Consider the following 24,601-nt stretch of genomic DNA (forward strand, 5'->3'; position numbering starts at 1 on the left):
CAGTGTCGAAGCAGTGACGCAGAACCGGAAAAAATCCATGACTGAAAACACAAATTCGCAACCCGACAACAAGCCTGACAACAGCTACGGCGCATCGTCGATCCAGATCCTCGAGGGTCTGGAGGCCGTGCGCAAGCGGCCGGGCATGTATATCGGCGATACGTCGGATGGCACCGGTCTGCATCACCTCGTTTTCGAAGTGCTGGACAACTCCATCGACGAAGCGCTCGCCGGATATTGCGACGACATTCACGTCGTCATTCACGCGGACAACTCGATTTCCGTCACCGACAACGGCCGCGGCGTGCCCACGGGTCTGAAGCGCGACGACAAGCACGATCCGAAGCGTAGCGCCGCCGAAATCGTGATGACCGAGTTGCACGCGGGCGGCAAGTTCGACCAGAACAGCTACAAGGTGTCGGGCGGCCTGCACGGCGTGGGCGTGTCGTGCGTGAACGCGCTGTCGGAATGGCTGCGCTTGACCGTGCGCCGCGACGGCAAGAAGCACTTCATGGAGTTCGCGCGCGGCGTCGTGCAGAACCGCGAGCTCGTCGAGGAAGACGGCGTGCAGTATTCGCCGATGCCGGTCGTCGGCGAAACGGAAAATCGCGGCACCGAAGTGCACTTTCTGGCGGACGCGACTATCTTCGGCAATGTCGAATTCCACTACGACATTCTCGCCAAGCGCATGCGCGAGCTTTCGTTCCTGAACAACGGCGTGCGGATTCGCTTGACGGATCAGCGCACCGGCAAGGAAGACGATTTCGCGTTCGCGGGCGGCGTGAAGGGTTTCGTCGAGTACATCAACAAGGCGAAGCAGGTGCTGCATCCGACCGTATTCCACGCGGTCGGCGAGCGCGAGAACGTGACCGTCGAAGTGGCGATGCAGTGGAACGACAGCTTCAACGAAAGCGTGCTGTGCTTCACTAACAACATTCCGCAGCGCGACGGCGGCACGCACTTGACGGGCCTGCGCGCGGCGATGACGCGCGTCATCAACAAGTACATCACCGATAACGACATCGCGAAGAAGGCGAAGGTCGAGACCACCGGCGACGACATGCGCGAAGGTTTGTCGTGCGTGCTGTCGGTGAAGGTGCCGGAGCCGAAGTTCAGCTCGCAGACGAAGGACAAGCTCGTGTCGTCGGAAGTGCGCGCGCCGGTCGAGGAAATCGTCGCGAAGGCGCTGGAAGATTATCTGCAGGAAACGCCGAACGACGCGAAGATCATCACGGGCAAGATCGTTGATGCCGCGCGTGCTCGCGATGCCGCGCGCAAGGCGCGTGAGATGACGCGTCGCAAGGGCGTGCTCGACGGCATCGGTTTGCCGGGCAAGCTCGCGGATTGTCAGGAGAAGGATCCGGCGAAGTCCGAGATTTATATCGTCGAGGGCGACTCGGCGGGTGGATCGGCGAAGCAGGGACGCGACCGCAAGTTCCAGGCGATCCTGCCGCTGCGCGGCAAGGTGCTGAACGTCGAGAAGGCGCGCTTCGACAAACTGCTGTCTTCCGAGCAGATCGTGACGCTGGTGACGGCGCTCGGCTGCGGCATCGGCAAGGACGACTACAACCTCGACAAGCTGCGCTATCACCGCATCATCATCATGACCGATGCGGACGTCGACGGCGCGCACATCCGCACGCTGCTGCTCACGTTCTTCTATCGGCAGATGCCGGAGATCGTCGAGCGCGGGTACATCTATATCGCGCAGCCGCCGCTTTACAAGATCAAGGCGGGCAAGGACGAGCGCTATATGAAGGACGCGCACGAGCTCAATCAGCATATGTTGAAGCTGGCGTTGCAAGGGTCCGAACTCATCCCGAGCGAAGGCGCCGATCCGATTTCCGGCGATGCGTTGGGCGAGCTCGCGCGTGCTTATTTGCTGGCGCAGGCCGTCGTCGATCGTCTCAGCCGCATTTACGACGCGGCTTCGCTGGAGGCCGTGATGGACGGCGTGGTGATCGATCTGTCGTCGCAAGAAGCGGCGGAGGCATCGGCGAAGCGTCTGGAAGCGCGTCTGCGTGCCGACCCGCTGAAGCCGGAAGTGAGCGTCGAACCGGCTTACGATCAGGTGCGTGAGCTGCGCTCGCTGCATGTCAAGCGGCGTCATCATGGCAACGTGAAGGTCACGGTGTTCGACGAAGACCTGCAGCTGACCGCGGATTACAAGCAGCTTGTTTCGACGGCGGATACCTTCAAGGGCTTGATCGGCGAAGGCGCGTTGATCAAGCGCGGCGAGCGCTCGATGGCGGTGACGGATTTCAAGAGCGCGATGAAGTGGCTGATCGCGGATGCCGAGCGCAACGTTTCGAAGCAGCGCTATAAGGGCTTGGGCGAGATGAATCCCGAGCAGCTGTGGGAAACGACGATGGATCCGAACGTGCGGCGTTTGCTGCGCGTGCAGATCGAGGACGCGATCGCGGCGGATGGCATCTTTACGACGCTGATGGGTGATGATGTCGAGCCGCGTCGGGCGTTTATCGAGAATAACGCGCTGCGGGCGGGGAATATTGATGTTTGATTGCTGATTGTCTCTGCATCATCCAAACCCGTGTCCGCGCAAGCGGCACGGGTTTTTCTTTTCGCGCATCACGCGCTTTGCCGCAACGGCAACCAAATCTCCGTCACCAGATCCCCCGGCGCGGTCTCCCTCGGATCATTCACATAAACCTCGAAAACCGGCGCCTCTCCGGTTTCACGCCCGGAGCGCGGCAACCATTCCCCATACAACCACTGATACGCAAAACAAAGCTGCGCATACGGCCCGATATGCGTGAGCACCGCAAACTCCCCACCCGCGACTTCCACGCGCGAAACCGGCGGTTCGAACTTCACATCGTCGGGGGAGAAGAGCTCACAACAAGCCATCGAGCGCAAATCGTCTTCGGCAACGGCGGAAGGATCATCGAAATAAATCCCGAGCGAGCGCGCCCGCGGATCGACCAGCCCGCGCACCGCGAGCCAGTGAAACAGCATCTCGAACCCCCGCCCGATATTCATGTACGACCCGCGATGCTCCATCGCCGCGACCGTAAATCCACGCTGACTACGAATATCGACCTGATGCATCGCCGTATCTCCTGATCGAACTTCATCCAAAGGAACGAATCTCGAAGCGCCGCCCTCACTGCGAAACTGCGCCGGCGGAATTCGATAACTCGCCTGAAACGCCCGCGAAAACGCCTGCACGCTGCTGTAACCCGCGTGTTCGGCGATCGAATCGATCGGCAGGGCGCCCTGCAAAAGCTCGTTCGACGCGCGATGCAGCCGCAAGCGTCGGACGGTCGCCGCCGCCGTCTCTCCATAAAACGCGTGATAAACCCGATGCCAGTGATACGGCGACAAACACGCCACCTCGGCGAGCCGATTGAGATCGAGCGCGTCGTCGAGATGATCGTGGATATACGCGACCACGCGCGCGAGCCGCGTCTCATAAGACTTTTCGCTCATCGCCAGCTCCGAAAGGAAAGAAAACCCGATGTCAGGAAACGTAGCACGACCCGCTTTAGCATTTCTTGCGGACTTGCGCCGACCGCGCCGCCACGAGACACGCGTACACTTTCGCCTTTGAGCGCACGAACGCGCCACGAACCGAGAAATACGAACATGTTCACCTGCCGAAACCAGTCCTGCGGCGCCGATTGGGCGCTGTCGGACGTCGATATTCACAACGAGGGCCAAGGCCTGCTGTTCCGCTGCCCGATGTGCGGCGCGCGCAACTACGTCACGCGCCACGAGACCAACGACGGCGACGTGACCTACGAGCAAGTCCAGGACATCACGCCGCACGGCAAGCGATAACCGACATGACCACCGACACCTCTTTCAGCAGCCTGCCGCTCTCGCCGGCGATGCAGTCGAATCTGCAGCAGCTCGGCTATCTGTCGATGACGCCGATCCAGGCCGCGAGCCTGCCGCCGGCGCTCGCGGGCCACGATCTCATCGCGCAGGCGAAAACGGGCAGCGGCAAGACCGCTGCTTTCACGCTGCCGCTGCTCGCCAAACTCGATGCGACCCGCTTCGCGGTGCAAGCGCTCGTTCTCTGTCCGACGCGCGAACTCGCCGATCAGGTCACGCAGGAAATCCGCCGCCTGGCGCGCGCGGAAGAGAACGTGAAAGTGCTGACGCTGTGCGGCGGCACGCCGATGCGCCCGCAGATCGCGAGTCTCGAGCACGGCGCGCATATCATCGTCGGCACGCCGGGACGCATCATGGATCACCTGCAGCGCGAGACGCTTTCGCTCGATGCGGTCCGCACGCTCGTCCTCGACGAAGCGGATCGCATGCTCGACATGGGTTTCTTCGACGATATCGCGTCGGTCGCGCGCCAATGCCCGAAAGATCGTCAGACGCTGCTCTTTTCGGCGACGTATCCGGAAGGCATCGCGAAACTGAGCCAGCAGTTCCTGCGCAATCCGCGCGAAATCAAGCTCAAGGAACAGCACAGCAACGCGAAGATCAAGCAGCGCTTCTATCAGGTCGAGGATCACGAGCGCCTGCATGCCGTCGGCTTGCTGCTCGATCACTATCGCCCGGTCAGTACGATCGCGTTCTGCAACACGAAGCAGCAATGCCGCGATCTGCTCGACGTTCTGTCCGCGCAAGGCTTCGAAGCGCTGACCTTGCACGGCGAACTGGAGCAGCGCGAGCGCGACCAGGTGCTCGTGCAGTTCGCGAATCGCAGTTGCTCGGTGCTCGTCGCCACCGATGTCGCCGCGCGCGGGCTCGACATCGCGCAACTGGAAGCGGTGATCAACGTCGATGTGACGCCGGACCCGGAAGTGCATGTGCATCGCATTGGCCGCACCGGTCGCGGCGATGAGGAAGGCTGGGCGCTGTCGCTCGCGAGCATGGACGAAATGGGGCGCGTCGGCGCGATCGAAGAGGCGCAGCGCGCGGAAGTGGAATGGCATCCGCTCGACGAACTGACGTCGGCGGAACCGGGTCATCTGAAGCCGCCGATGGCGACGCTGCAAATTCTCGGCGGCCGCAAGGACAAGATTCGCCCCGGCGACGTGCTCGGCGCGCTCACCGGCGAAGCGGGTTTCGACGGCAAGCAGATCGGCAAGATCAACGTGATGGACATGGTCACCTACGTGGCCGTCGAGCGAAAGGTCGCGGACGACGCCGTGCGCAAGCTGAGCGCGGGCAAGCTCAAAGGCCGCAAAGTGAAAGTGCGCCGGATGTGAGCGCGCTCACGCCTCGCGCGACGCGTCTCCCACGATGCGCTCGGACGACTGTTTGCGCGTGACGAGCCGCAATCCGCTCGCGATGCTTCCCGCGCCCGCGAACGCCGCGCCCAGCGACAACGCGAGCGCCGGGCCATGCTTTCCGGCGATGCTGAAACACAACGCGACGAGCGCCGCGCCCGTCGCCTGTCCGATCAGACGCGACGTCGCGATCATGCCGCTCGCGCCGCCGCTGCGTTCGCGCGGCGCGCTCGACATGAACGCCTTCAGATTCGGCGACTGAAAGAAACCGAAGCCCGCGCCGCAAATCGCCATGCGAATGCAGATCTCCAGCACATGCGGCTCTGCGGGCAGCATCGCGAGCGAAACCATTCCCACGCATAGAATCGCCAGCCCGACGCCGCCGAGCAGACCGGGCGCGTGACGATCGGAAAGACGTCCGGCGATCGGCGCCATGAGCGCGACGAGCGCGGACCACGGCGTCATCAGAAATCCTGTTTCGACCTGACTGCGACCGAGCACGCTTTCGAAGAAGAACGGCAGCGACACGAACGCGAGCCCTTGCGCGGCGAACGAGCAGATGGCGGTCATCGTCGAAAGGGCGAACATCGGGCGGCGGAAGAGATCGACGGGCAGCATCGGCGCGGGATGGCCGCGTTCGCGTCGCAGCAGCAGGAAGCCCGCGACGAGCGCGACGCCGAAGGACGCGAGCACGGTGTGCGCCGGCGCGCGCTGGGCCGCTTCGCCGAGCGCGAAAATCAGCGACGCGAACGTGACGACGTTGAGCAGCGCCGCGAAACGATCGAAGCCGTGCGCTGCGCGCTTCGTCTGCGGCAGCGACGGCCACGCGATCATCAACGCGAACACGCCGACCGGCAAGTTGACCGCGAAGAGCCACGGCCAGGTGCCGAGCGAGAGGACGATCGACGCGACCGTCGGCCCGATCGCGAACGCGATCCCGACGACGAGCGCATTCAGCCCGACGCCGCGTCCGAGCCGGTGCGGCGGAAAAATCGCGCTGATGAGCGCCGCGTTGACGCTCATGATCGCGCTCGCGCCGAGGCCTTGCAGCAGGCGCGCGGCGACGAGCGTCGGCAGCGACCACGAAAACGCGCATACCGCCGACGCGATCAGAAACACGATCAGCCCGCCGAGATAGACGCGCCGATGCCCGAGAATGCCGCCGAGCGCGGCGAACGGGAGCAGCGTCGCGACCATCGCGAGCTGATAGGCGTTGATGATCCAGACGGAGGCCGCGGGCGTCGTGTGCAGATCGGCGGCGATCGCGGGCAGCGCGGTATTGGCGATGGCGGTGTCAAGCGTCGCCAGCGCGACCGAGAGCAGGATCGCGGCCATGCCGCGGCGCTCGAGCGGGGTCATCGGGGCGTCGGGGTCGTGAGGCAGGTCTTGCGGGCGTTCTTCGGTGGGCACGACGGGCATTCCGGATGTAAGCGGACGGAGAATAATCCGAAACGATACGGGAAGATTCGCGGTTTCGCTGGATGGGTGCCCGGGAGCTTTCAAAGCGATGTCAGCGGTTATGCTTTTACGGCTTTGGTTCATCGAAGGAGACCGATGATGACGATACGGATCGTGAGACTGGGAACGCCGCGCGCGGAGAACGAGGGATTGCGGATCGGCACGGTGCGGCGGCCGCCGCGCGGCGTGCCGAAGGCCGAGTTCGCGAAGCGCGATTTTTATGACGTGTGGTATCCGGTGCTAGCGCCGACGCCGGAACTGGTGACGCAGGCGCTTCATGCCGAGAACGACAAGGATTGGCGCGCGTTCGTGAAGAAGTTCAAAGCGGAGATGGCTGAGTCGGATGCGAGCAAGACGCTCGATTTGCTGGCGGCGTTGTCGCATACCGCGAACTTTTCGGTCGGGTGTTATTGCGAGGATGAGGCGCGGTGTCATCGCTCGGTGTTGCGGGAGTTGTTGCAGGCGCGCGGGGCGGAGGTGGTTTGAGAGTCCGATAACTCCAAAGCCGGAGTCTATAATTCGGCTTCAAGTGAGCGCCCGCGGCTGGGCGGGCGCGTCGGCAATCTGATTCGGATGTCTGAATTCAACCGGAACGGATGTCGCGATGGGGCAAGTAGTTAGTAGTGCATCGACAAGCGAGAGGATCTCATCGCAAATCTTGAAGCCAACTGCGTTCCGGTCTCCATGCTGTATGGAAATGTCGACGAATATGACGTCTTTCTGGAGGAGCGTCGAAAGTTGATGGCCCTCAAGATCAAGGCCTGGTTCGAAGTGCTTTGAGAATTGTCGACGCGTAGGTTGTCGGCGAGGTGTATGCGACAACTGACAAACAAAATCAACCCGGTTGGAGGTCGCTACGTTCGGCCGGGTTTGCGATGCACTGCGCGCGCGACGGTCGTTGCATGAGAAGGGCGCCGTGCTGATCCGACGCGCACGAAAAGCAAAAAGCAAAAAGCCCGGTCAGCTTTCGCTAACCGGGCTTCGGAATTCTTTGGTGGGGCGTGAGTGACTCGAACACTCGACCTACGGATTAAGAGTCCGCTGCTCTACCAACTGAGCTAACGCCCCAACAGAAGCGAAATTATAGCGGGAGCTTTTGCAGAAGCGCAAGCCCTCGCAGCGAAAATTCTTAACTTTCTGACGAAACCGTCCCTGAAGGGCGTCTGCGAGCGCGCGACGCCCCGGTATCATGACGCATCTTCAGCCACCGCATCGCGAAAGAAGAACCATGGACGAAACCGCCATCCGCGCCTTGCTCGACGACATCCTCGCGCCGTGGGTCAAGGAACTGCGCCTCGCGCCCGAATTCATCGCCGAAAACGCCGTCACGCTGCGCTTGCCGTATTCGGATCATCTGCGTCACGCGGGCGGCGTCATCTGTGGGCAAGTTTTCATGGCCGCCGCCGACACCGCGATGGTCATCGCCGTCTCGCACATTCTCGGCGGGTTCCAGCCGATGACCACCGTCTCCCTCAACACCACATTCATGCGCCCGGTCAAAACCGGCGACGTGCTGATCACCGCGCACATCCAGCGCCGCGGCCGCAATCTCGTCTTCGGCGAAATCGAGATGCACGACGAACAAGGCGAACTCGCCGCGCACGCCACGACTACCTACGCGCTCATCAACAAGTGAACGACAAATAAATGTTCGACCAAGTCGTATTCGCCGGCGGCGGAAACCGCTGCTGGTGGCAAGCCGGCTTCTGGGACGTCATCCAGCCGGAACTGGATCTCAGGCCGCGCATCATCGCGGGCATATCGGCGGGCGCGGCCACGGCGTGCATGCTCTACACGAACCAGTCGCGCTGGGTGATGGACTACTACGCCCACGCCCTGCGCGACAACACGCGCAACGCCTACTGGGGCAACCTGCTGCGCGGCCGATCGGTGTTTCCGCACTACCGCATCTATCGCCAGGCGCTGCTCGACATCTTCGCGAACCGCTTCCACGAACTCGCGTCGGCGCCCGAGATCCGCATCGGCGTGTCGCATCTGCCGCGCTGGCTCGGCGCGCGCAGCGCGGTCGCGGCGGGCCTCATCGCGTACAACATCGAAAAATACGTGCGCAAGACGCTGCATCCGACGCTCGGCCAGGCGCTCGGCTTTCATCCGGAATTCGTGAAGGCGCAGGAATGCGCGACGATCGAAGATCTCGCCGATCTCATCCTGCAATCGTCGAGCACGCCGCCGTTCACGCCGATCCTCCGGCGCAACGGCCGCCCGGTTCTCGATGGCGGCATGGTCGACAACGTGCCCGTCTCCGCGCTCGATCCATCGCCGGGACTCGTCCTCGTGATGGTCACGCGCCTCTATCCGCGCGAGCGCATGTTCGTCGTGCCGCACGGCGAGCAGAAGCGCCTTTACATCCAGCCGTCGCGCAAAGTGCCGATTTCGAGCTGGGACTATACGAGTCCGGCGCAAATGCAACATGCTTATGATCTGGGCCGCGCGGACGGCGAAGACTTCCTGGAACGTCTTCCGCGCCTGATGGAAACCGCTTCGCATCTCGCTTGAGGAGCAGACCGTGGCGAAGAAACACACGTACGAACTGACCGTCGACTGGACCGGCAATCTCGGTTCCGGCACATCGGCTTACGACGCGTATTCGCGCGATCACCTCGTGCGCGTCGGCACGAAGACGGCGATCGAGGCGTCGAGCGATCCGGCGTTTCGCGGCGATCCCGCGCGTCACAATCCCGAAGAGTTGTTCGTGGCGTCGCTCTCGTCGTGCCACATGCTCTGGTATCTGCACTTGTGCGCGACGAACAAGATCGCGGTGACCGGTTATGTCGATGAAGCCATCGGCACGATGCAGGAGGAATCGAAGGGCGACGGACGTTTCGTCGATGTGCTGCTGCGTCCGAAGGTGACGATCGGCGCGGGCAGCGACGCCGGTCTCGCGGCGCGCCTGCACGAAGAGGCGCACCGCTTTTGCTTCATCGCGAACTCGGTGAATTTTCCGGTGCGCTGCGAGCCGTCGATCGAAATCTCGACGCTCTGATCTTCGCCGCGACGAAACTCAACGGCGGCGCGCGTGGTGAAGCGCTTCCTTGTTGAAAACGCTCGAGGTATCGCCCGCATCGAACGCGAGGATGTTCCTGAACGCCGCGCCGAAATACAGCTCGTAACTCTCGCGCTCCACATAGCCGATGTGCGGCGTGCAGATCACGTTCTCCAGACGCAGCAGGCCGTAGCCTTGCAGAATCGGCTCGCTTTCGAACACATCGACGGCGACCATGCCCGGCCGGTTGTGGTGCAGCGAGTTGAGCAGCGCGTTCTCTTCGAGCAGTTCGGCGCGGCTCGTGTTGACGAACAGCGCGGTCGGCTTCATACGCATCAGATCGTCCTGCTTGACGATGCCAGTCGTCTCGTCCGTCAGACGCAGATGCAGCGTGAGCACGTCGCTCTGTTCGAAAAGCGCCTCGCGGCTTTCGGCGACCGCGAATCCATCTTCGCGCGCGGCGCTTGCCGAATGCTCCCGTCCGTAGACGAGCACGTTCATGCCGAACGCTTTGCCGTAGCCCGCGACGAGCTTGCCGATCTTGCCGTAGCCCCAGATGCCGAGCGTCTGTCCGCGCAACACTTGGCCCAAGCCGAAATTCGGCGGCAGCGCCGATGTCTTCAACCCCGACTGCTGCCACGCGCCTTGCTTCAGGTTTGCGACGTACTGCGGAATGCGCCGCTGCGCCGACATGATGAGCGCCCACGTCAGTTCGGCGGGTGCGATCGGCGAACCTGTGCCTTCCAGCACTGCGATGCCGCGTTCCGTGCACGCATCGATATCGATATGCCCGCCGCCCGCGCGTCCCGTCTGGCTGATCATGCGCAGTTTCGGACATTTGTCGAGCAGTTGCGAGCTGATGCGCGTGCGTTCGCGAATCAGCACGAGCGCGTCCACTTCCGAGAGTCTGCTGGCCAACTGTCCGAGACCACGCACCGTGTTATTGAAGACCTTCACCTCATGGTCATCGAGCAGATGGAAGCAATCGAGCTTCCGGACGGCATCCTGGTAGTCGTCGAGAATGGCGATTTTCATGGGCATTGGGTGGCTTTTGTTAGGCATCAAACGTGCTGCTTTTTAATCGAAGGCGAGAATGTAGCGCTAAGTTCGGGTAAATACCGATAAATTGCGCTCTATTCGTCGTTATTGCGCTGCATCAACGAGTTCATGCAATGCAGTGTTATGCTTGACTCCCATTTTTCAGGAGCCTCGTCAGGCCGCGCCAAAATAAAGAAATTCGGCACAAGTAGCGGAAAACACGATGATCCGCGAGGAGACAGGCCACTTAGTATCTCTTTTTAACAGTTTGTTCCTTTGCGACGCAAGCCGCGAAAAGGTACGGTTTGCTGCGTAAGGATTCATGCCCGTGACGCCGCATTGGCTCGCGAACCGCATTTCATGCGATGAAAGCGCGTAAAGCAGCGCTGCAAAATTCATGAAAGCGCCCGGCGGTTCGAGTCGCACACGCCTCTCGCATGCAGCGTCAGTGGGGCCATTGGTTTTCATTGCAGAAGAACGGAGACAGCTCGATGAACCAGCCCGCAGTAGTCGAAGACAACCATAAAAACGCCGTCGAAATCGAAGCGCCGGCCTATGTCCGGCACCGAAGACTCATCGAATGGGTCCAGCAAATCGCGGCCCTGACCAAGCCGGATCGCATCGAATGGTGCGACGGGTCGCAGGAAGAATACGATCGGCTCTGCCAGCAGATGGTCGAAGCCGGCACGATGAAGAAGCTCAATCCCGAGAAGCGCCCGAATTCCTTCCTCGCTTGCTCGGATCCCTCGGACGTGGCGCGCGTCGAAGATCGCACGTTCATCTGCTCGCAGCGGCGCGAAGACGCCGGCCCCACGAATAATTGGATCGATCCGCAGGAAATGCGCGTCACGCTCGACGGCCTGTTCGACGGGTCCATGCGCGGCCGCACGATGTATGTCGTGCCGTTCTCGATGGGCCCGCTCGGCTCGCCGATCGCGCATATCGGCGTGGAATTGTCGGACAGCCCGTATGTCGTGACGAACATGCGCATCATGACGCGCATGGGACGCGCCGTGTACGACGTGTTGGGCGAGAACGGCGAGTTCGTGCCGTGCGTGCATTCCGTCGGTGCGCCGCTCGTCGATGGGCGCAAGGACGTGCCTTGGCCGTGCAACGACACGAAGTACATCGTCCATTTTCCCGAAAAGCGCGAAATCTGGAGTTTCGGCTCGGGATACGGCGGCAACGCGCTGCTCGGCAAGAAATGCTTCGCGCTGCGCATCGCCTCGACGATGGGCCGCGACGAAGGCTGGCTCGCCGAGCACATGCTGATTCTCGGCGTGACCTCGCCGCAGGGGCGCAAGTATCACGTCGCGGCGGCGTTTCCGTCGGCGTGCGGCAAGACCAACTTCGCGATGCTGATTCCGCCGAGCGACCTGAACGGCTGGAAGGTCACGACCATCGGCGACGACATCGCGTGGATCAAGCCGGGCCGCGACGGGCGTCTCTACGCGATCAATCCGGAAGCGGGCTATTTCGGCGTCGCGCCCGGCACGAGCGAAAAGACCAACTTCAACGCGATGGCCACGTTGAAGGAAAACGTGATCTTCACGAACGTCGCGCTGACCGACGACGGCGATGTCTGGTGGGAAGGCATGACCGACACGCCGCCCGCGCATCTGATCGACTGGCAGGGCCGCGACTGGACGCCGGCAATCGCGAAGGAAACCGGCGCGAAAGCCGCGCATCCGAACGCGCGCTTCACCGCGCCGGCGTCGCAATGTCCGTCGATCGATGCCGATTGGGAAAATCCGGCTGGCGTGCCGATCGATGCGTTCATCTTCGGCGGACGCCGCTCCAACACCGTGCCGCTCGTCACTGAAGCGCGCGACTGGAAGGAAGGCGTCTACATGGCCGCGACGATGGGCTCCGAAACCACCGCCGCCGCCGCGGGGCAACAAGGCGTCGTGCGCCGAGATCCGTTCGCGATGCTGCCGTTCTGCGGCTACAACATGGCCGATTATTTCGGCCACTGGCTGAAAATGGGCGAGCGCCTCGAAGCGACGAACGCGAAAGCGCCGAAGTTCTTCTGCGTCAACTGGTTCCGCAAGGGCGACGACGGCAAGTTCGTTTGGCCGGGCTTCGGCGAAAACATGCGCGTGCTGAACTGGATGATCGGCCGTATCGAAGGCACCGCGAAGGGCGAGGAGCACGCGTTCGGCATTTCGCCGCGCTACGAGGACATCGACTGGGGCGCGCTCGGCTTCTCGCGCGAGCAGTTCGAGCAGGTCATCTCCGTCAGCGATGCCGCCTGGCGCGACGAACTCGCGCTCCACGACGAGCTTTTTTCGAAGCTCAAGCACGGTTTGCCGGAAGCTCTGCCGGACGCCAAGGCCGGTATGGAGAAGCGCCTCGCCGCATAAGCGCCGCATCCGGCGCGCTCGCGCGCCGGATTTATATCGAAAACTGAATCAATCCCTTTTTATCGGGCCCGCAGCGACGGGCCCGATTTGCTCCTCGCGTACACCGCCGAAATTGACGCGGCAAGTGCTTTCAAAATTCCATCAATCGGATTGCACTGATCTTGGTGTTGTGCAAATCGCAACAATCGGTGATCTTTCATCCGCGTAACGCGCCTAACATCCAGATTTTTTTCGATTTTTTTGTGCTTCCGGGCAACTTCTGCACAAAAACGCCGGTCCTAGGATAATCCTGAATTGCTTTGCAGCAGAATTCGAGCCGTCTAGCGGCAGGAGTTGTCTTATGGATCATTTGCAGTCGATGAGAGTATTCGTCCGCGTCGCGGATCACGGGAGTTTCGCCCGTGCCGCAAGCGCGATGGACATCTCCAATGCGGTGGCTACGCGGCACGTCGCGGACCTGGAAGGACGCCTCGGCACGCGCTTGCTCAACCGCACGACGCGCAGCCTCTCGCTCACCGAGTCCGGCCAGGTTTATCTGGAGCGGGCGCGGCAAATTCTCGACGAACTGGAAGACGTCGAACAAATGGTGGTGGCGCGCAATCACGAACCGCTCGGTTCGCTCAGGATCGTCGCGCCCGTCGTGTTCGGTCTGCATAATCTCGCGCCCGTGTTACAGACGTATGCGCAGCGTTATCCGAAAGTCGTGCCGGACGTGACGCTGGTGGATCGTCAGGTCGATTTGGTCGAGGAAGGCTTCGATGTCGGCATCGTGATCGCGCGGCAGGTGAAAAGCGCAAGCGTCGTCACGCGGCGTCTGACGACGGGCTGCATGACTGTCTGCGCGACACCCGCGTATCTCGAAACGCACGGCACGCCGACGCGCCCCGAGCATCTGCTCGAGCATCCGTGCCTGAGCTTGCCGTCGGAATACTGGGGCGACGAGCGCGTGTTCACCGGTCCGGAAGGCGAAGTGCGTGTGCGGCCGCAGAACGTGATCATCGCGAACAACACGGAGATGCTGCGGCAGTTCGCGCTGCTCGGCATGGGCATCGCGATTTTGCCGAGCTATTTGATCGGCAACGACACGACGCGCGGCCAGCTCGTGCGTCTGCTCGGCGACTATCAATTGCCGCAGGTCGAGATCAACGTCGCGTATCCGAGCCGCCGTCATTTGCCGGCGAAGGTGCGGACGTTCATCGATCACCTCGTCGAGCATTTCAGCCAGACGCCGAATCATCAACTCGGCGAGCAGTGGATTCGCGATGGCCGCGGCAGGCCGGTGGCGCATTCGCACTACGAGCACGCCGACGAACCGGCGACGCCCGCGCCGCGCGCGCGCCCGATCGACGGCGAACTCGCGCCGAAGCTATCGAAACCGTCGCGTACGCGAGGGCGTGTGCCGGCGGCATCGCCTTTCTGAAAGGCTCGCGCCAGGCGCAAATAAAAAACCCCCGCGACGTTTCTCGCGGGGGTTTTTCTTTCTGACGGACTCCGAGAACGATCAGCTCGTCTTCTTCGCCGGAGCTTTCTTCGCTGCCGCCTTCTTCGCGGGCGCTTTCTTGGCTGCAGTCTTCGCGGACGTGGTCTTGGCGGCGACTGCGACATCGCTGTCGCCGTTGTCGTCGCCGCTGTCGGCTTGAGCTTCCGCTGTCGCGCCGCGCTTCGCCGCCGTCTTCGCGCCCGGTTTGGCCTCTTTCTTCTCGAATTCGAAGCCGATCTTGCCATCCGGCTGCTTCACGAGGAATGCCTTGAAGTTGCGTCCGGTGCGCGACGACTTGAAGTTCGTCAGCAGATCGGTGCGGCCCGCGCCCAGCAGCTTTTCCATCTGTTCGCGGGTGATTTCCTGCTGAAGGATCACCTTGCCGGAGCGGAAGTCGCAAGTCTTCGGATTCGACACCGAGTTTTCGCACACATAGCTCATGCCGTGTTCGAACACGCGCGACTGGCATTTCGGACATGCGCCGACCGGCGTCTGCTCGGAGAAATCGGGCGGTTCGCCGTCCTCGCCGCCGGAATCCTGACCGAAGTCGAATTCGAGCTTGTAGTTCTTGATTTCGTCGTCCAACGCGAGCTTGAGGATCGCCGAGAACGGACGGCCCATCTTGCTGCGAAAGCCCGACAGCGGCCCGATGGTCTTCTCGCGCAGCAATTCCTCGACTTCAGGAATCTCGAACTGACGTCCGCCCGGAATCTTCGAAATCGAAAACTCGCACTTCGTGCAGGCGAACCGGCGATAGTTCTCCTTCACCTGCGCGCCGCAATTCGGGCAGGGCGTTTCGAGCGTCGCGTAATCGCCGGGGATCGTGTCGGAGTCGTACTCTTTCGCGCGTTTGACGATGGTTTGCGTCATGCGCGCGATTTCCTGCATGAACGCATCGCGATGCAGGTTGCCGCGCTCCATCTGCGAAAGCTTGTGCTCCCACTGGCCCGTCAATTCGGGCGCGGTGAGCTCCTCGACGCCGAGACCGCGCAGCAAGGTCATCAACTGGAATGCCTTGGCCGTCGGGATCAGCTCGCGGCCTTCGCGCACCATGTACTTCTCGCCGAGCAGACCTTCGATGATCGCCGCGCGCGTCGCCGGCGTGCCGAGACCTTTCGCGGCCATCGCGTCGCGCAGTTCCTCGTCTTCGACGAGCTTGCCCGCGCCTTCCATTGCCGAAAGCAGCGACGCCTCGTTGTAGCGCGCGGGCGGCTTGGTCACGAGACCGTGCGCCTCGACCTTTTCGACATCGACCTTTTCGTCCTTCTGCACCGGCACGAGATTGCCTTCCTCGCCCGCGGCTTCGCGGCCGTAGACCTGCAGCCAGCCGGGTTCGACCAGCACCTTGCCTTCCGTCTTGAAGTGATGCCCGGAAACTTCGGTGATGCGCGTCGTCACGAGATATTCGGCCGCCGGGAAAAACACCGACAGGAAGCGCTTGACGACGAGGTCATACAGCTTCTGCTCGGGCTCGGACAGCGCTTTGGGCGCCTGCAGCGTCGGGATGATGGCGAAGTGGTCGCTGATCTTCGAATTGTCGAAGATGCGCTTGTTCGGCTTCACCCAGCCCTTGTCGAGCACCTGCTTCGCGAACGGCAGATAGTTGTTGCTCTCCTTGAGCATGGTCATCGTGTCTTTGACCGTGTTCAGGTAGTCCTCGGGCAGCGCGCGCGCGTCGGTACGCGGATAGGTGAGAACCTTGTGCTTTTCGTACAGCGCTTGCGCGAGGCCGAGCGTGTTCTTCGCCGAAAAGCCGAAGCGGCTGTTGGCTTCGCGCTGCAAGCTGGTCAGATCGAACAGCAGCGGCGACATTTGCGTCGACGGCTTCGATTCCTCGGTCACGGTGCCGGTCTTGCCGCGGCAGGCCGCGACGATGGATTCCGCCGCCGGCAGGCTCCACAGGCGCGAATCGCGCTGCTCCGGATCGTTTTCGACGCGCTTGAACTTCGGATCGAACCAGCGGCCTTCGTACAGGCCCTTCGCGGCGATGAACTCGGCGCGCACTTCCCAGTAATCGCGCGGCACGAATCGCCGAATCTTCTCTTCGCGTTCGACGACGATCGACAACGTTGGCGTCTGAACGCGGCCGACGGTCGTCAGGAAGAAACCGCCGCCCTTGCTGTTGAACGCGGTCATCGCGCGCGTGCCGTTGATGCCGACGAGCCAGTCCGCTTCCGAGCGGCACCGTGCGGCGTCGGCGAGCGGCTGCATGTCGGCGTCGCTGCGCAGGTTCGCGAAGCCTTCGCGGATCGCGGCGGGCGTCATCGACTGCAGCCACAGGCGCTGGACCGGCTGCTTCGCCTTCGCATGCTGCGCGATCAGACGGAAAATCAGCTCGCCCTCGCGCCCCGCGTCGCATGCGTTGATGAGGCGGTCGATATCTTTTCGCTTCATCAGCTTCGTCAGCACCTTGAGGCGCGACTCGCTTTTCGCGATGGGATTCAGGTCGAAATGCGGCGGAATGACCGGCAGATTGGCGAAGCTCCATTTGCCGCGCTTGACGTCGTACTCCTCGGGCGCCGCGATCTCGAGCAGATGGCCGACCGCGGACGAGAGCACGTAGTCGTCGCTCTCGTAGTACTCGTCATGCTTGGTGAAGCCGCCCAGCGCACGCGCGATGTCGTTCGCGACGGAAGGCTTCTCAGCGATGATCAGGGCTTTGGACATGACTCAAAAGGGTTGGTAACTGGCAGCGGCCCGGTTTGGACTGCTTTAACGACCGCTTTATAGCACACGCTTTGCGCGGCGGGCGCCGAACCGCGAATCCGGGCGTTTCGATATCCGGCCCGCGAAGCGCGTTGCGAGAGACGCGAAAGGTGCGTTTCGCGGGCGTCGCAATCAGGCCGTAGCAAGCGCCGGGCGCAGTTTCGGCGCACCGACCATGCCCGGCAGCGCGGTCAGATCGGTGAGCATCCGGTCGACGATGGAAGCCTGCGGCAGAACCGTGCCGAAGAATCGCGTCGTGACCGAGTCCTCGATCAGGATGGTAGGAAAATTTTCCACGTCGAGATCGTCGAAACGGTCGGCGTGATTCTCGATGTCGATCCACGCGAAGCAGACGTCCGGATGCGCGTCCGCCAGCTTGTCGAACCCTTCGCGATACTCGCGGCACGTTCCGCACCATTCCGCGCACAGGCAGGCGACGAACAGCGTGCCGGGCACGGCGATGCGTTCCGCGATGAGATCGGCGTCGGTATCGAGATTCAGCGCGGACATGACGGGTGCGAGATCCTTATTGGTATCGGCTGCGGGGACGGCTCATTTTTCCGCGAATGTAGCACGACGAGGAATCACGAGCGCTGCACCGCCGCGTAGCGACCGCCCGCGAGCGCGGCCACCTGGCCCGACAATTCGAGCTGCAGCAGCGCGCCTTGCAACGCCGCCCCGTCCAGATCGGTGCGCGTCGCGAGGATTTCAAGCGTCGCGGGCGCATGGCCGAGCGCGCCGAGCACGCGCGCGGCATCGGCGTTCATCGGCGTGTCGTGCAACGCCGCCGATGCCCACGATGCGCTCACCGGCCGCAGCCTCCCGCGCTTTGCCGCCACCCCGCCGCGCTTGCCTGCGCCGACGAGAAACCGAACTCTTCGAGCACTTCTTCCGGCGTTTCGACGAGCTTCGCGCCCTCCTTTATCAGCCGATGACAACCCTGCGAAAGCGGCGCGTGGACGGAGCCAGGCATCGCAAAAACATCGCGCCCCATTTCGTTGGCGAGCCGCGCGGTGATGAGCGAGCCGGAGCGCATCGCGGCTTCGACGATCAGCACGCCGCCCGACAATCCCGCGATCAGCCGGTTGCGCTGTGGGAAGTTGGCGGAGCGCGCGGGCGTGCCGATCGGCCATTCGGAGAGCATCGCGCCGTCGCGGGCGATTTCGTGCGCGAGCGTGTGATGCGCGGCGGGATACACGAGATCGGCGCCCGTGCCGATGACCGACACCGTGCCGGTCGCACCCTCCAGCGCTCCGCGATGCGCGGACGCATCGATGCCGAGCGCGAGCCCCGACACGACCGCAAGTCCCGCATCCGACAGCACGCGGGCGAAGCGGCGCGCGTCCTCCAGACCTTGCGGCGTCGCATGCCGGCTGCCGACGATGGCCACCGCGCGCGCCTGCAGCAGATCGAGCCGGCCCTTCGCATAGAGCAACGGCGGCGGATCGGGCATCGTCAGCAGCGCTTGCGGATAGGCGGCGTCGGCGAGCGTCAGGACGTGGTTGCCCGGTTCGGATGCCCACGCCAAAGCCGCTTCAATATAGTGGTCGAACGAAACGCCTTCGATGTCCGCGGGTGGCGCGAGCACGGTTTCGGCTGTGCGGGCGTCGGTGGTTTCCGCGAGCGTCGCAAAACTCTCCGACAAAACCTCGCGCGGACCGCCGAAAGTACCGAGCAACGTGCGCAGCGCGAGCGGGCGCAGCTCTTTGGCGTGCGCGAGCCGCAGCCAGGCGCGCAGTTCGTCGGCATCGAGTGTGGAGGCGGCTTCCTCGGTCGGCAGGTCGGCGGTCGTCATGTTAAGATTTTTGATCCGGAATAGATAAAGAAAGGTCGCTCAGGCACGTTTGAAAGCCCGCAGCGACGCCCATCGGCCGCTTGCCGGCGGCGTTGAATCCACTGGATTCACCCGCATATCTTCGGCATGCCGCCCCATTACCCGCAACCTGGCCGAATGGCCGATTTACACGCGTCGCGGCGCGCGTAGACAATCCGAATCATGGCTCTGCTCAAGATACTCAACTACCCGGACAAGCGTCTGAACAAGGTGGCGAAACCTGTCGCCGTGGTCGACGACCGCATCCGCAAGCTCGTCGCCGACATGGCCGAGACGATGTACGCCGCGCCCGGCGTCGGCCTCGCCGCGACGCAGGTGGATGTGCACGAGCGCGTGATCGTGATCGACGTCTCGGACGCGCACGACCAGCTGATGGTCTTCATCAACCCTGAGCTCGTCTGGACGAGCGAGCAGAAGAAGGAATGGGAAGAGGGCTGTCTTTCGGTGCCGGGCATTTACGACTTCGTCGAGCGCCCTGACAAGGTGCGCGTGAAGGCGCTGAACGAGAAGGGCGAAACCTTCGAGCTCGATTGCGACGGCTTGCTCGCGGTGTGCATCCAGCACGAGATGGATCATCTGGCTGGCCACGTTTTCGTGGAATATCTGTCGACGCTTAAGCAGACGCGCATTCGCGGCAAGATGAAAAAGCTGGAAAAGGCGCTGTAACCGATGACTCAATCGCTGCGCGTGGTTTTCGCCGGTACGCCGGAATTCGCTGCCGCCGCGCTCGCGGCCATTCACGCAGCCGGTTTTTCCGTGCCGCTGGTTTTGACGCAGCCCGACCGGCCCGCCGGACGCGGCATGAAGCTGACCGCCAGTGCGGTCAAGCGCTTCGCCGTCGAGCATGGTCTGAAGGTCGCGCAGCCAACGTCGCTGCGTCGCGCGGGCAAGTATCCGCAGGAAGCGGCGGAAGCCATCGATTTGCTGAAGGCCACGCCGCACGACGTGATGGTCGTCGCCGCATACGGGCTCATCCTGCCGCAGGAGGTGCTCGATATTCCGCCGCGCGGCGCGATCAACATTCACGCTTCGCTGTTGCCGCGCTGGCGTGGCGCGGCGCCGATCCATCGCGCGATCGAAGCGGGCGACGCAGAAACCGGCATCACGCTGATGCAGATGGACGCCGGCCTCGACACCGGCGCGATGATCCGTGAGGCGCGCACGCCGATTCTCGCCGACGACACGACCGCCACGCTGCACGACCGGCTCGCGCAGATGGGCGCGGATTTGATCGTCGCCGCGCTGCGCGATCTCGAACGCGATGGCGCATTGCCGTCCACGCCGCAGCCGGACGAAGGCACGACCTACGCGGAAAAGATCGCGAAGAACGAAGCCGCGCTCGACTGGCGTCGTCCGGCGGAAGAGCTCGCGCGCCAGATTCGCGCGTTCGATCCGTTTCCCGGCGCGTTCGGCACGCTCGACGGTGCGCCGATCAAGATCTGGGCGGCGCAACCGGTCGACGGTGCGGGCGAACCGGGCGCCATCGCCGATGTTTCCCCGGACGGTATCGTCGTTATGTGCGGCAGCGGCGCGCTCAAACTCACGCAACTTCAGAAACCGGGCGGCAAGCGCTTGCCCGCGCGGGAATTTCTCGCGGGCGCGCCGCTCGCGAAGGGCCAGCGTTTCACGCTGCAGTGAAGGACGGCAGGACAGACGCAGCGCTAAAATAAATCGTTGTCAACGCGCGCCTGTCTGTCTGGAGTTTTTCGATGCTCGGCATTACCGGTTTCACCTTCTTTCTCGTCGCCGTCTTTCTTCTCAACGTCACGCCCGGCCCCGATACGGCTTACATCGTCGGACGCAGCGTCGCTCAAGGACGCGGCGCGGGCATCGTTTCGGCGCTCGGGATTTCCGCTGGCTGCATCGTCCATACGCTCGCGTGCGCCTTCGGGTTGACGGCGATTCTCGCTGCATCGGCGACGGCGTTCACGGTCATCAAGATTGCCGGCGCGATTTATCTGATTTATCTCGGCGTGCGCCTCGTTTTCGCGAAGCACGACGACACCGAAACCGCGCGCGAGACGCAAAACGAAACAGCCACGCCGAAATCGCTCGGCCAGCTTTTCGCGCAAGGCTTCGTCACGAACGTGCTGAATCCGAAGGTCGTGTTGTTCTTCGTGTCGTTCTTTCCGCAGTTCGTCGCCGCCGACAGCCAGCACAAGACGCTCGCGTTTCTCGCGCTCGGGGTCGTGTTCATCGCGATGAGCACGGTCTGGAACAGCTTCGTCGCGTGGATCGCGGGCAGCGTCACCGAGCGCTTCGCGGGCAAATCGGGCGTGAAGAAGTGGCTGGATCGCGGGGTCGGCAGCGCGTTCGTCGGACTCGGTATCAAACTCGCGACGACGCATCGATAAATCGCGCAATCTCGGATTGAATTATTGCCGGCTGCCACTATCTAACATTTTGCTTACAATTGTCGTCCCGGTCATGTTGGCCGGGGCAACCGCGCACTTCGCGCACTGCATACAGGGAGAGGAGCTCCGGACATGTTCAACTGGGTCAAAACCGCGATGCTGATGGCTGCGATCACGGCCCTCTTTGTCGTGATCGGCGGAATGATCGGCGGATCGAAGGGCATGATGCTCGCGCTGATCGTCGCGCTCGGCATGAATTTCTTTTCGTACTGGTTCTCGGACAAGATGGTCCTGCGCATGTACAACGCGCAGGAAGTCGACGAAACCACCGCGCCGCAGTTTTATCGCATGGTGCGCGAGCTCGCGACGCGCGCTCAATTGCCGATGCCGCGCGTCTATCTGATCAACGAAGACGCGCCGAACGCGTTCGCCACGGGCCGCAATCCCGAGCACGCGGCGGTCGCGGCGACCACGGGCATTTTGCGCGTGCTGTCCGAGCGTGAAATGCGCGGCGTGATGGCGCACGAACTGGCGCACGTGAAGCACCGCGACATCCTCATCTCGACCATCTCCGCGACGATGGCCGGCGCGATCTCGGCGCTCGCGAACTTTGCGATGTTCTTCGGCGGTCGCGACGACGAAGGTCGTCCGGCGAATCCCATCGCGAGCATTCTGGTGGCGATTCTCGCCCCGATCGCGGGTGCGCTGATCCAGATGGCGATTTCCCGCGCGCGCGAATTCGAAGCCGATCGCGGCGGCGCGGAAATTTCGGGCGATCCGCAAGCGCTCGCGAGTGCGCTCGAGAAGATTCACGCATACGCGACCGGCGTGCCGTTCCCGACCGCCGAGCAGCATCCGGCGACTGCGCAGATGATGATCATGAATCCGCTGTCGGGCGGCGGCATCGCGAATCTGTTCTCGACGCACCCGGCGACCGAAGAGCGCGTCGCCCGCCTGATGGAAATGGCGCGCACCGGCCGCTTCTAAAACCTGCAACGTCGTAAAGCAAGGCCGTTCCGGTTACGCCGGAGCGGCCTTTTTCTTGTTCGGCCGCCGCCGTCCGGGCGCGCAATTCCCGCACGTTACAATTCCCCGTTCGCGCGAACTCTGCGCGTCGCCGTTGACCGTCCCCGTTTCGCCATGACCGACAAGCCTTCCCGCCGGCCCGCCGCCGCGCATTTCCGTCTGAGCGCGTTGCGTCTCGCGCCCGATTCGCTCGCGTTCGCGCTCGACAGCGCGGCGCAGGCCGTCGGCGCGGTGCGCGCGGGCTCGGCGCTGCCGGCGGCGTTGCAGACGGTCGTCGCGTCGGCGAAGCACGCGAGCGCGCGCGGGGCGGTGCAGGACATCGCGTATCGGACCATGCGCCGTCTCGCGCTCGCCGATGCGCTGCTGCACAGGCTCGTGAAGAAGGTGCCGCCGCCGCATGTGGCGAACGTGCTCGTCTGCGCGTTCGCGCTGCTGACCGACGACGAAGCGCATGCCGCTTACTCGCCCTTCACCGTGGTCGATCAGGCGGTGAGCGCGATCGCCGCGCGCCGCGAATTCGCGTTTGCGAAGGGCCTGGTGAACGCGGTGCTGCGCAATTTTCTGCGTGAGCGCGACACGCTGATCGACGAAACGCGCACAAGCGAAGTCGCGCGCTGGAACTATCCGCAATGGTGGATCGACGCGGTGAAGCGCGGCCAGCCGGATGCCTGGGAGCGCATCCTCGAAGCGGGCAACGCGCAAGGTCCACTCACGCTTCGCGTGAACGCGCGGCACGCGAGCGTCGACGACTATCTCGCGCGCCTCCGCGACGCGCGTATCGAAGCCGACGCCGCCGGCCTGCACGCGGTGCGCCTGAGAACGCCGATGCCCGTCGATCGCATTCCCGGGTTCGACGAAGGCGTCGTGTCGGTGCAGGACGCCGGCGCGCAGCTCGCCGCGCAACTGCTCGGCGTGAAGGACGGCATGCGCGTGCTCGATGCCTGCGCCGCGCCGGGCGGCAAGACGGGCCACATTCTCGAACTCGCGACCGTCGATCTGATCGCGCTCGAAAGCGACGCCGAGCGTTCTGGCCGCATCGGACAAAACTTGCAGCGTCTGAAACTCGACGCGCAAATCAAGATCGGCGACGCGGGCGATCCCGCGCAATGGTTCGACGGCGCGCCCTTCGACCGCATTCTCGCGGACGTGCCGTGCTCGGCGTCGGGCATCGTGCGGCGTCATCCGGATATCCGCTGGCTGCGGCGCGCATCGGATATCGATGCGCTCGTCGCCGAGCAAAGGCGCATCGTGAGCGCGCTGTGGCCGCTCGTCGCGAAGGGCGGCGAGTTGCTCTACGTGACGTGCTCCATCTTTCCCGAGGAGGGCGAAGAGCAGGCCCGCTGGTTTGGAACCGCACATGAAGATGCGGTACGATTGGACGCGCCGGGCCAATTGTTGCCGACAGCGGCGCGCGCAAGCGCGGTCGCGGCGCAAGGTTCACCGGACAGTACAAATCTCGCGAGCCCGCATCGGGACGCGGAGACTCTCGCGGACCACGACGGATTCTTCTACGCGCGCTTTCAGAAACGGTGACGATCAAACGCTTTTTTCCGCTTCGGCTCGCGGCCGTCATCTGGACTGCGCTGACGCTCTGGCTGACGTTCGCCGCGGCCGATTCCGCGTTCGCCGAGACGATCGCCGTGCAGCGCGCGTCGCTGCAAGCGGACAATGCCGGCTGGAGCTTGGACGCGCATTTCGACTTCGACCTGAACAACAGCCTCGAAGATGCCGTGAACCGCAGCGTGCCGCTCTATTTCACGATCGACTTCAACCTGTCGAGACCGCGCTGGTACTGGTTCGATGAAGAGCCGGTCAACGTGTCGCAGAGCATCCGTCTGTCATTTCAACCGCTCACGAACGAATATCGCGTGTCGACGGGCGGCCTGCAGTTGCGCTTCGCATCGTTGAACGAAGCGCTCGCGGTCATCAAGCATGTGACTTCGTGGCATGTCATCGACCGTAATCAGGTGCATGGCGGCGAAACCTATACCGCATCGGTGCGTATGCAGCTCGACATCGCATTGATGCCCAAGCCGTTCCAGATCGACGCGGTGAACAATCGCGACTGGAACCTTTCCTCGGACTGGAAGCGTTTTACTTTTACGGCGGCAGAACGTGCGAAATAGAT

At 63.0% G+C, this 24,601-nt stretch carries 20 protein-coding genes, 1 tRNA gene and 1 pseudogene; 15 read left to right on the forward strand and 7 right to left on the reverse strand.

Annotated features, from left to right (window positions below; translation table 11 throughout):
* Window positions 1-37 precede the first annotated feature (37 nt).
* Window positions 38-2,521 (forward strand): DNA topoisomerase (ATP-hydrolyzing) subunit B, encoded by a 2,484-nt coding sequence (gene gyrB, locus NCR93_RS00455; RefSeq protein WP_250532120.1) that lies wholly within the window; start codon window positions 38-40, stop codon window positions 2,519-2,521.
* Between the two features lie 68 nt (window positions 2,522-2,589).
* On the opposite strand, the gene NCR93_RS00460 is transcribed toward gyrB, so the two are convergent.
* The gene (locus NCR93_RS00460) at window positions 2,590-3,450 is read right to left on the reverse strand and encodes an AraC family transcriptional regulator (protein WP_250478646.1); all 861 of its coding nucleotides are present in this window, start codon (window positions 3,448-3,450) and stop codon (window positions 2,590-2,592) included.
* A gap of 156 nt (window positions 3,451-3,606) precedes the next feature.
* On the opposite strand from NCR93_RS00460, the gene NCR93_RS00465 reads away from it, so the two are divergent.
* Together NCR93_RS00465 and dbpA are read left to right on the forward strand one after the other, a co-directional pair.
* Entirely contained in the window at window positions 3,607-3,801 is a 195-nt protein-coding gene (locus NCR93_RS00465) for a hypothetical protein (RefSeq protein ID WP_008352215.1), read from the forward strand.
* Window positions 3,802-3,806: 5 nt separating this feature from the next.
* Window positions 3,807-5,189: an ATP-dependent RNA helicase DbpA gene (gene dbpA / locus NCR93_RS00470; RefSeq protein ID WP_034470302.1), complete on the forward strand. Its 1,383-nt coding sequence runs from the start codon at window positions 3,807-3,809 to the stop codon at window positions 5,187-5,189.
* A 6-nt stretch (window positions 5,190-5,195) separates the two neighbouring features.
* Here dbpA and NCR93_RS00475 read toward each other — a convergent pair whose 3' ends face one another.
* On the reverse strand, window positions 5,196-6,569 hold the full coding sequence (locus NCR93_RS00475; protein ID WP_250532147.1) for an MFS transporter: 1,374 nt from the start codon (window positions 6,567-6,569) through the stop codon (window positions 5,196-5,198).
* A 198-nt stretch (window positions 6,570-6,767) separates the two neighbouring features.
* On the opposite strand from NCR93_RS00475, the gene NCR93_RS00480 reads away from it, so the two are divergent.
* On the forward strand, window positions 6,768-7,154 hold the full coding sequence (locus NCR93_RS00480; RefSeq protein WP_034470746.1) for a DUF488 domain-containing protein: 387 nt from the start codon (window positions 6,768-6,770) through the stop codon (window positions 7,152-7,154).
* Between the two features lie 506 nt (window positions 7,155-7,660).
* On the opposite strand, the gene NCR93_RS00485 is transcribed toward NCR93_RS00480, so the two are convergent.
* Window positions 7,661-7,736, reverse strand: a tRNA-Lys gene (locus tag NCR93_RS00485).
* Window positions 7,737-7,896: 160 nt separating this feature from the next.
* On the opposite strand from NCR93_RS00485, the gene NCR93_RS00490 reads away from it, so the two are divergent.
* The 3 genes from NCR93_RS00490 to NCR93_RS00500 are packed head-to-tail and all read left to right on the forward strand — an operon-like array spanning window position 7,897 to window position 9,672.
* On the forward strand, window positions 7,897-8,304 hold the full coding sequence (locus NCR93_RS00490; protein WP_034470308.1) for a PaaI family thioesterase: 408 nt from the start codon (window positions 7,897-7,899) through the stop codon (window positions 8,302-8,304).
* Between the two features lie 11 nt (window positions 8,305-8,315).
* Window positions 8,316-9,185: a patatin-like phospholipase family protein gene (locus NCR93_RS00495; protein ID WP_034470311.1), complete on the forward strand. Its 870-nt coding sequence runs from the start codon at window positions 8,316-8,318 to the stop codon at window positions 9,183-9,185.
* A 10-nt stretch (window positions 9,186-9,195) separates the two neighbouring features.
* A complete protein-coding gene (locus tag NCR93_RS00500; protein ID WP_250497170.1) occupies window positions 9,196-9,672 on the forward strand; it encodes an OsmC family protein in 477 nt (158 codons plus the stop codon).
* Between the two features lie 18 nt (window positions 9,673-9,690).
* On the opposite strand, the gene NCR93_RS00505 is transcribed toward NCR93_RS00500, so the two are convergent.
* Complete coding sequence (locus tag NCR93_RS00505) at window positions 9,691-10,707, reverse strand: D-2-hydroxyacid dehydrogenase family protein (protein ID WP_008352199.1); 1,017 nt, start codon at window positions 10,705-10,707, stop codon at window positions 9,691-9,693.
* Between the two features lie 494 nt (window positions 10,708-11,201).
* Here NCR93_RS00505 and NCR93_RS00510 point away from each other — a divergent pair, with 494 nt between their 5' ends.
* Window positions 11,202-13,073 (forward strand): phosphoenolpyruvate carboxykinase (GTP), encoded by a 1,872-nt coding sequence (locus NCR93_RS00510; protein ID WP_250435411.1) that lies wholly within the window; start codon window positions 11,202-11,204, stop codon window positions 13,071-13,073.
* A 340-nt stretch (window positions 13,074-13,413) separates the two neighbouring features.
* Window positions 13,414-14,493, forward strand: a complete 1,080-nt coding sequence (locus tag NCR93_RS00515; protein ID WP_250532121.1) for a transcriptional regulator GvmR — start codon at window positions 13,414-13,416, stop codon at window positions 14,491-14,493.
* Window positions 14,494-14,574: 81 nt separating this feature from the next.
* Here NCR93_RS00515 and NCR93_RS00520 read toward each other — a convergent pair whose 3' ends face one another.
* The 3 genes and pseudogenes from NCR93_RS00520 to dprA all read right to left on the reverse strand — a co-directional run bounded on the left by NCR93_RS00520 (window position 14,575) and on the right by dprA (window position 19,054).
* Window positions 14,575-17,220: a DNA topoisomerase III gene (locus NCR93_RS00520; protein ID WP_034470315.1), complete on the reverse strand. Its 2,646-nt coding sequence runs from the start codon at window positions 17,218-17,220 to the stop codon at window positions 14,575-14,577.
* Window positions 17,221-17,391: 171 nt separating this feature from the next.
* Window positions 17,392-17,769 carry a thioredoxin family protein gene (locus tag NCR93_RS00525; RefSeq protein ID WP_175979698.1) on the reverse strand — a complete coding sequence of 126 codons (378 nt, stop codon included), beginning with the start codon at window positions 17,767-17,769 and terminating at the stop codon, window positions 17,392-17,394.
* Window positions 17,770-17,843: 74 nt separating this feature from the next.
* A pseudogene (gene dprA / locus NCR93_RS00530) lies at window positions 17,844-19,054 on the reverse strand (DNA-processing protein DprA).
* A 201-nt stretch (window positions 19,055-19,255) separates the two neighbouring features.
* Between dprA and def the strand changes: the two are divergent.
* The 6 genes from def (at window position 19,256) to NCR93_RS00560 (ending at window position 24,599) form a co-directional block, all read left to right on the forward strand.
* The gene (gene def, locus NCR93_RS00535) at window positions 19,256-19,759 is read left to right on the forward strand and encodes a peptide deformylase (RefSeq protein WP_008352192.1); all 504 of its coding nucleotides are present in this window, start codon (window positions 19,256-19,258) and stop codon (window positions 19,757-19,759) included.
* A gap of 3 nt (window positions 19,760-19,762) precedes the next feature.
* Entirely contained in the window at window positions 19,763-20,731 is a 969-nt protein-coding gene (fmt, locus tag NCR93_RS00540) for a methionyl-tRNA formyltransferase (protein WP_250532122.1), read from the forward strand.
* Window positions 20,732-20,802: 71 nt separating this feature from the next.
* Entirely contained in the window at window positions 20,803-21,447 is a 645-nt protein-coding gene (locus tag NCR93_RS00545; RefSeq protein WP_250532123.1) for a LysE family translocator, read from the forward strand.
* A gap of 132 nt (window positions 21,448-21,579) precedes the next feature.
* Entirely contained in the window at window positions 21,580-22,434 is an 855-nt protein-coding gene (gene htpX, locus NCR93_RS00550) for a zinc metalloprotease HtpX (protein WP_008352188.1), read from the forward strand.
* 153 nt (window positions 22,435-22,587) lie between these two features.
* The gene (rsmB, locus tag NCR93_RS00555; RefSeq protein WP_250532124.1) at window positions 22,588-24,006 is read left to right on the forward strand and encodes a 16S rRNA (cytosine(967)-C(5))-methyltransferase RsmB; all 1,419 of its coding nucleotides are present in this window, start codon (window positions 22,588-22,590) and stop codon (window positions 24,004-24,006) included.
* The gene (locus NCR93_RS00560; protein ID WP_008352184.1) at window positions 24,003-24,599 is read left to right on the forward strand and encodes a DUF4390 domain-containing protein; all 597 of its coding nucleotides are present in this window, start codon (window positions 24,003-24,005) and stop codon (window positions 24,597-24,599) included. Before rsmB ends, NCR93_RS00560 begins: the two co-directional genes overlap by 4 nt.
* The last annotated feature ends 2 nt before the right edge of the window (window positions 24,600-24,601 follow it).

The organism is Caballeronia sp. ATUFL_F1_KS39 (assembly GCF_023630985.1).
Lineage (GTDB): Bacteria > Pseudomonadota > Gammaproteobacteria > Burkholderiales > Burkholderiaceae > Caballeronia > Caballeronia zhejiangensis.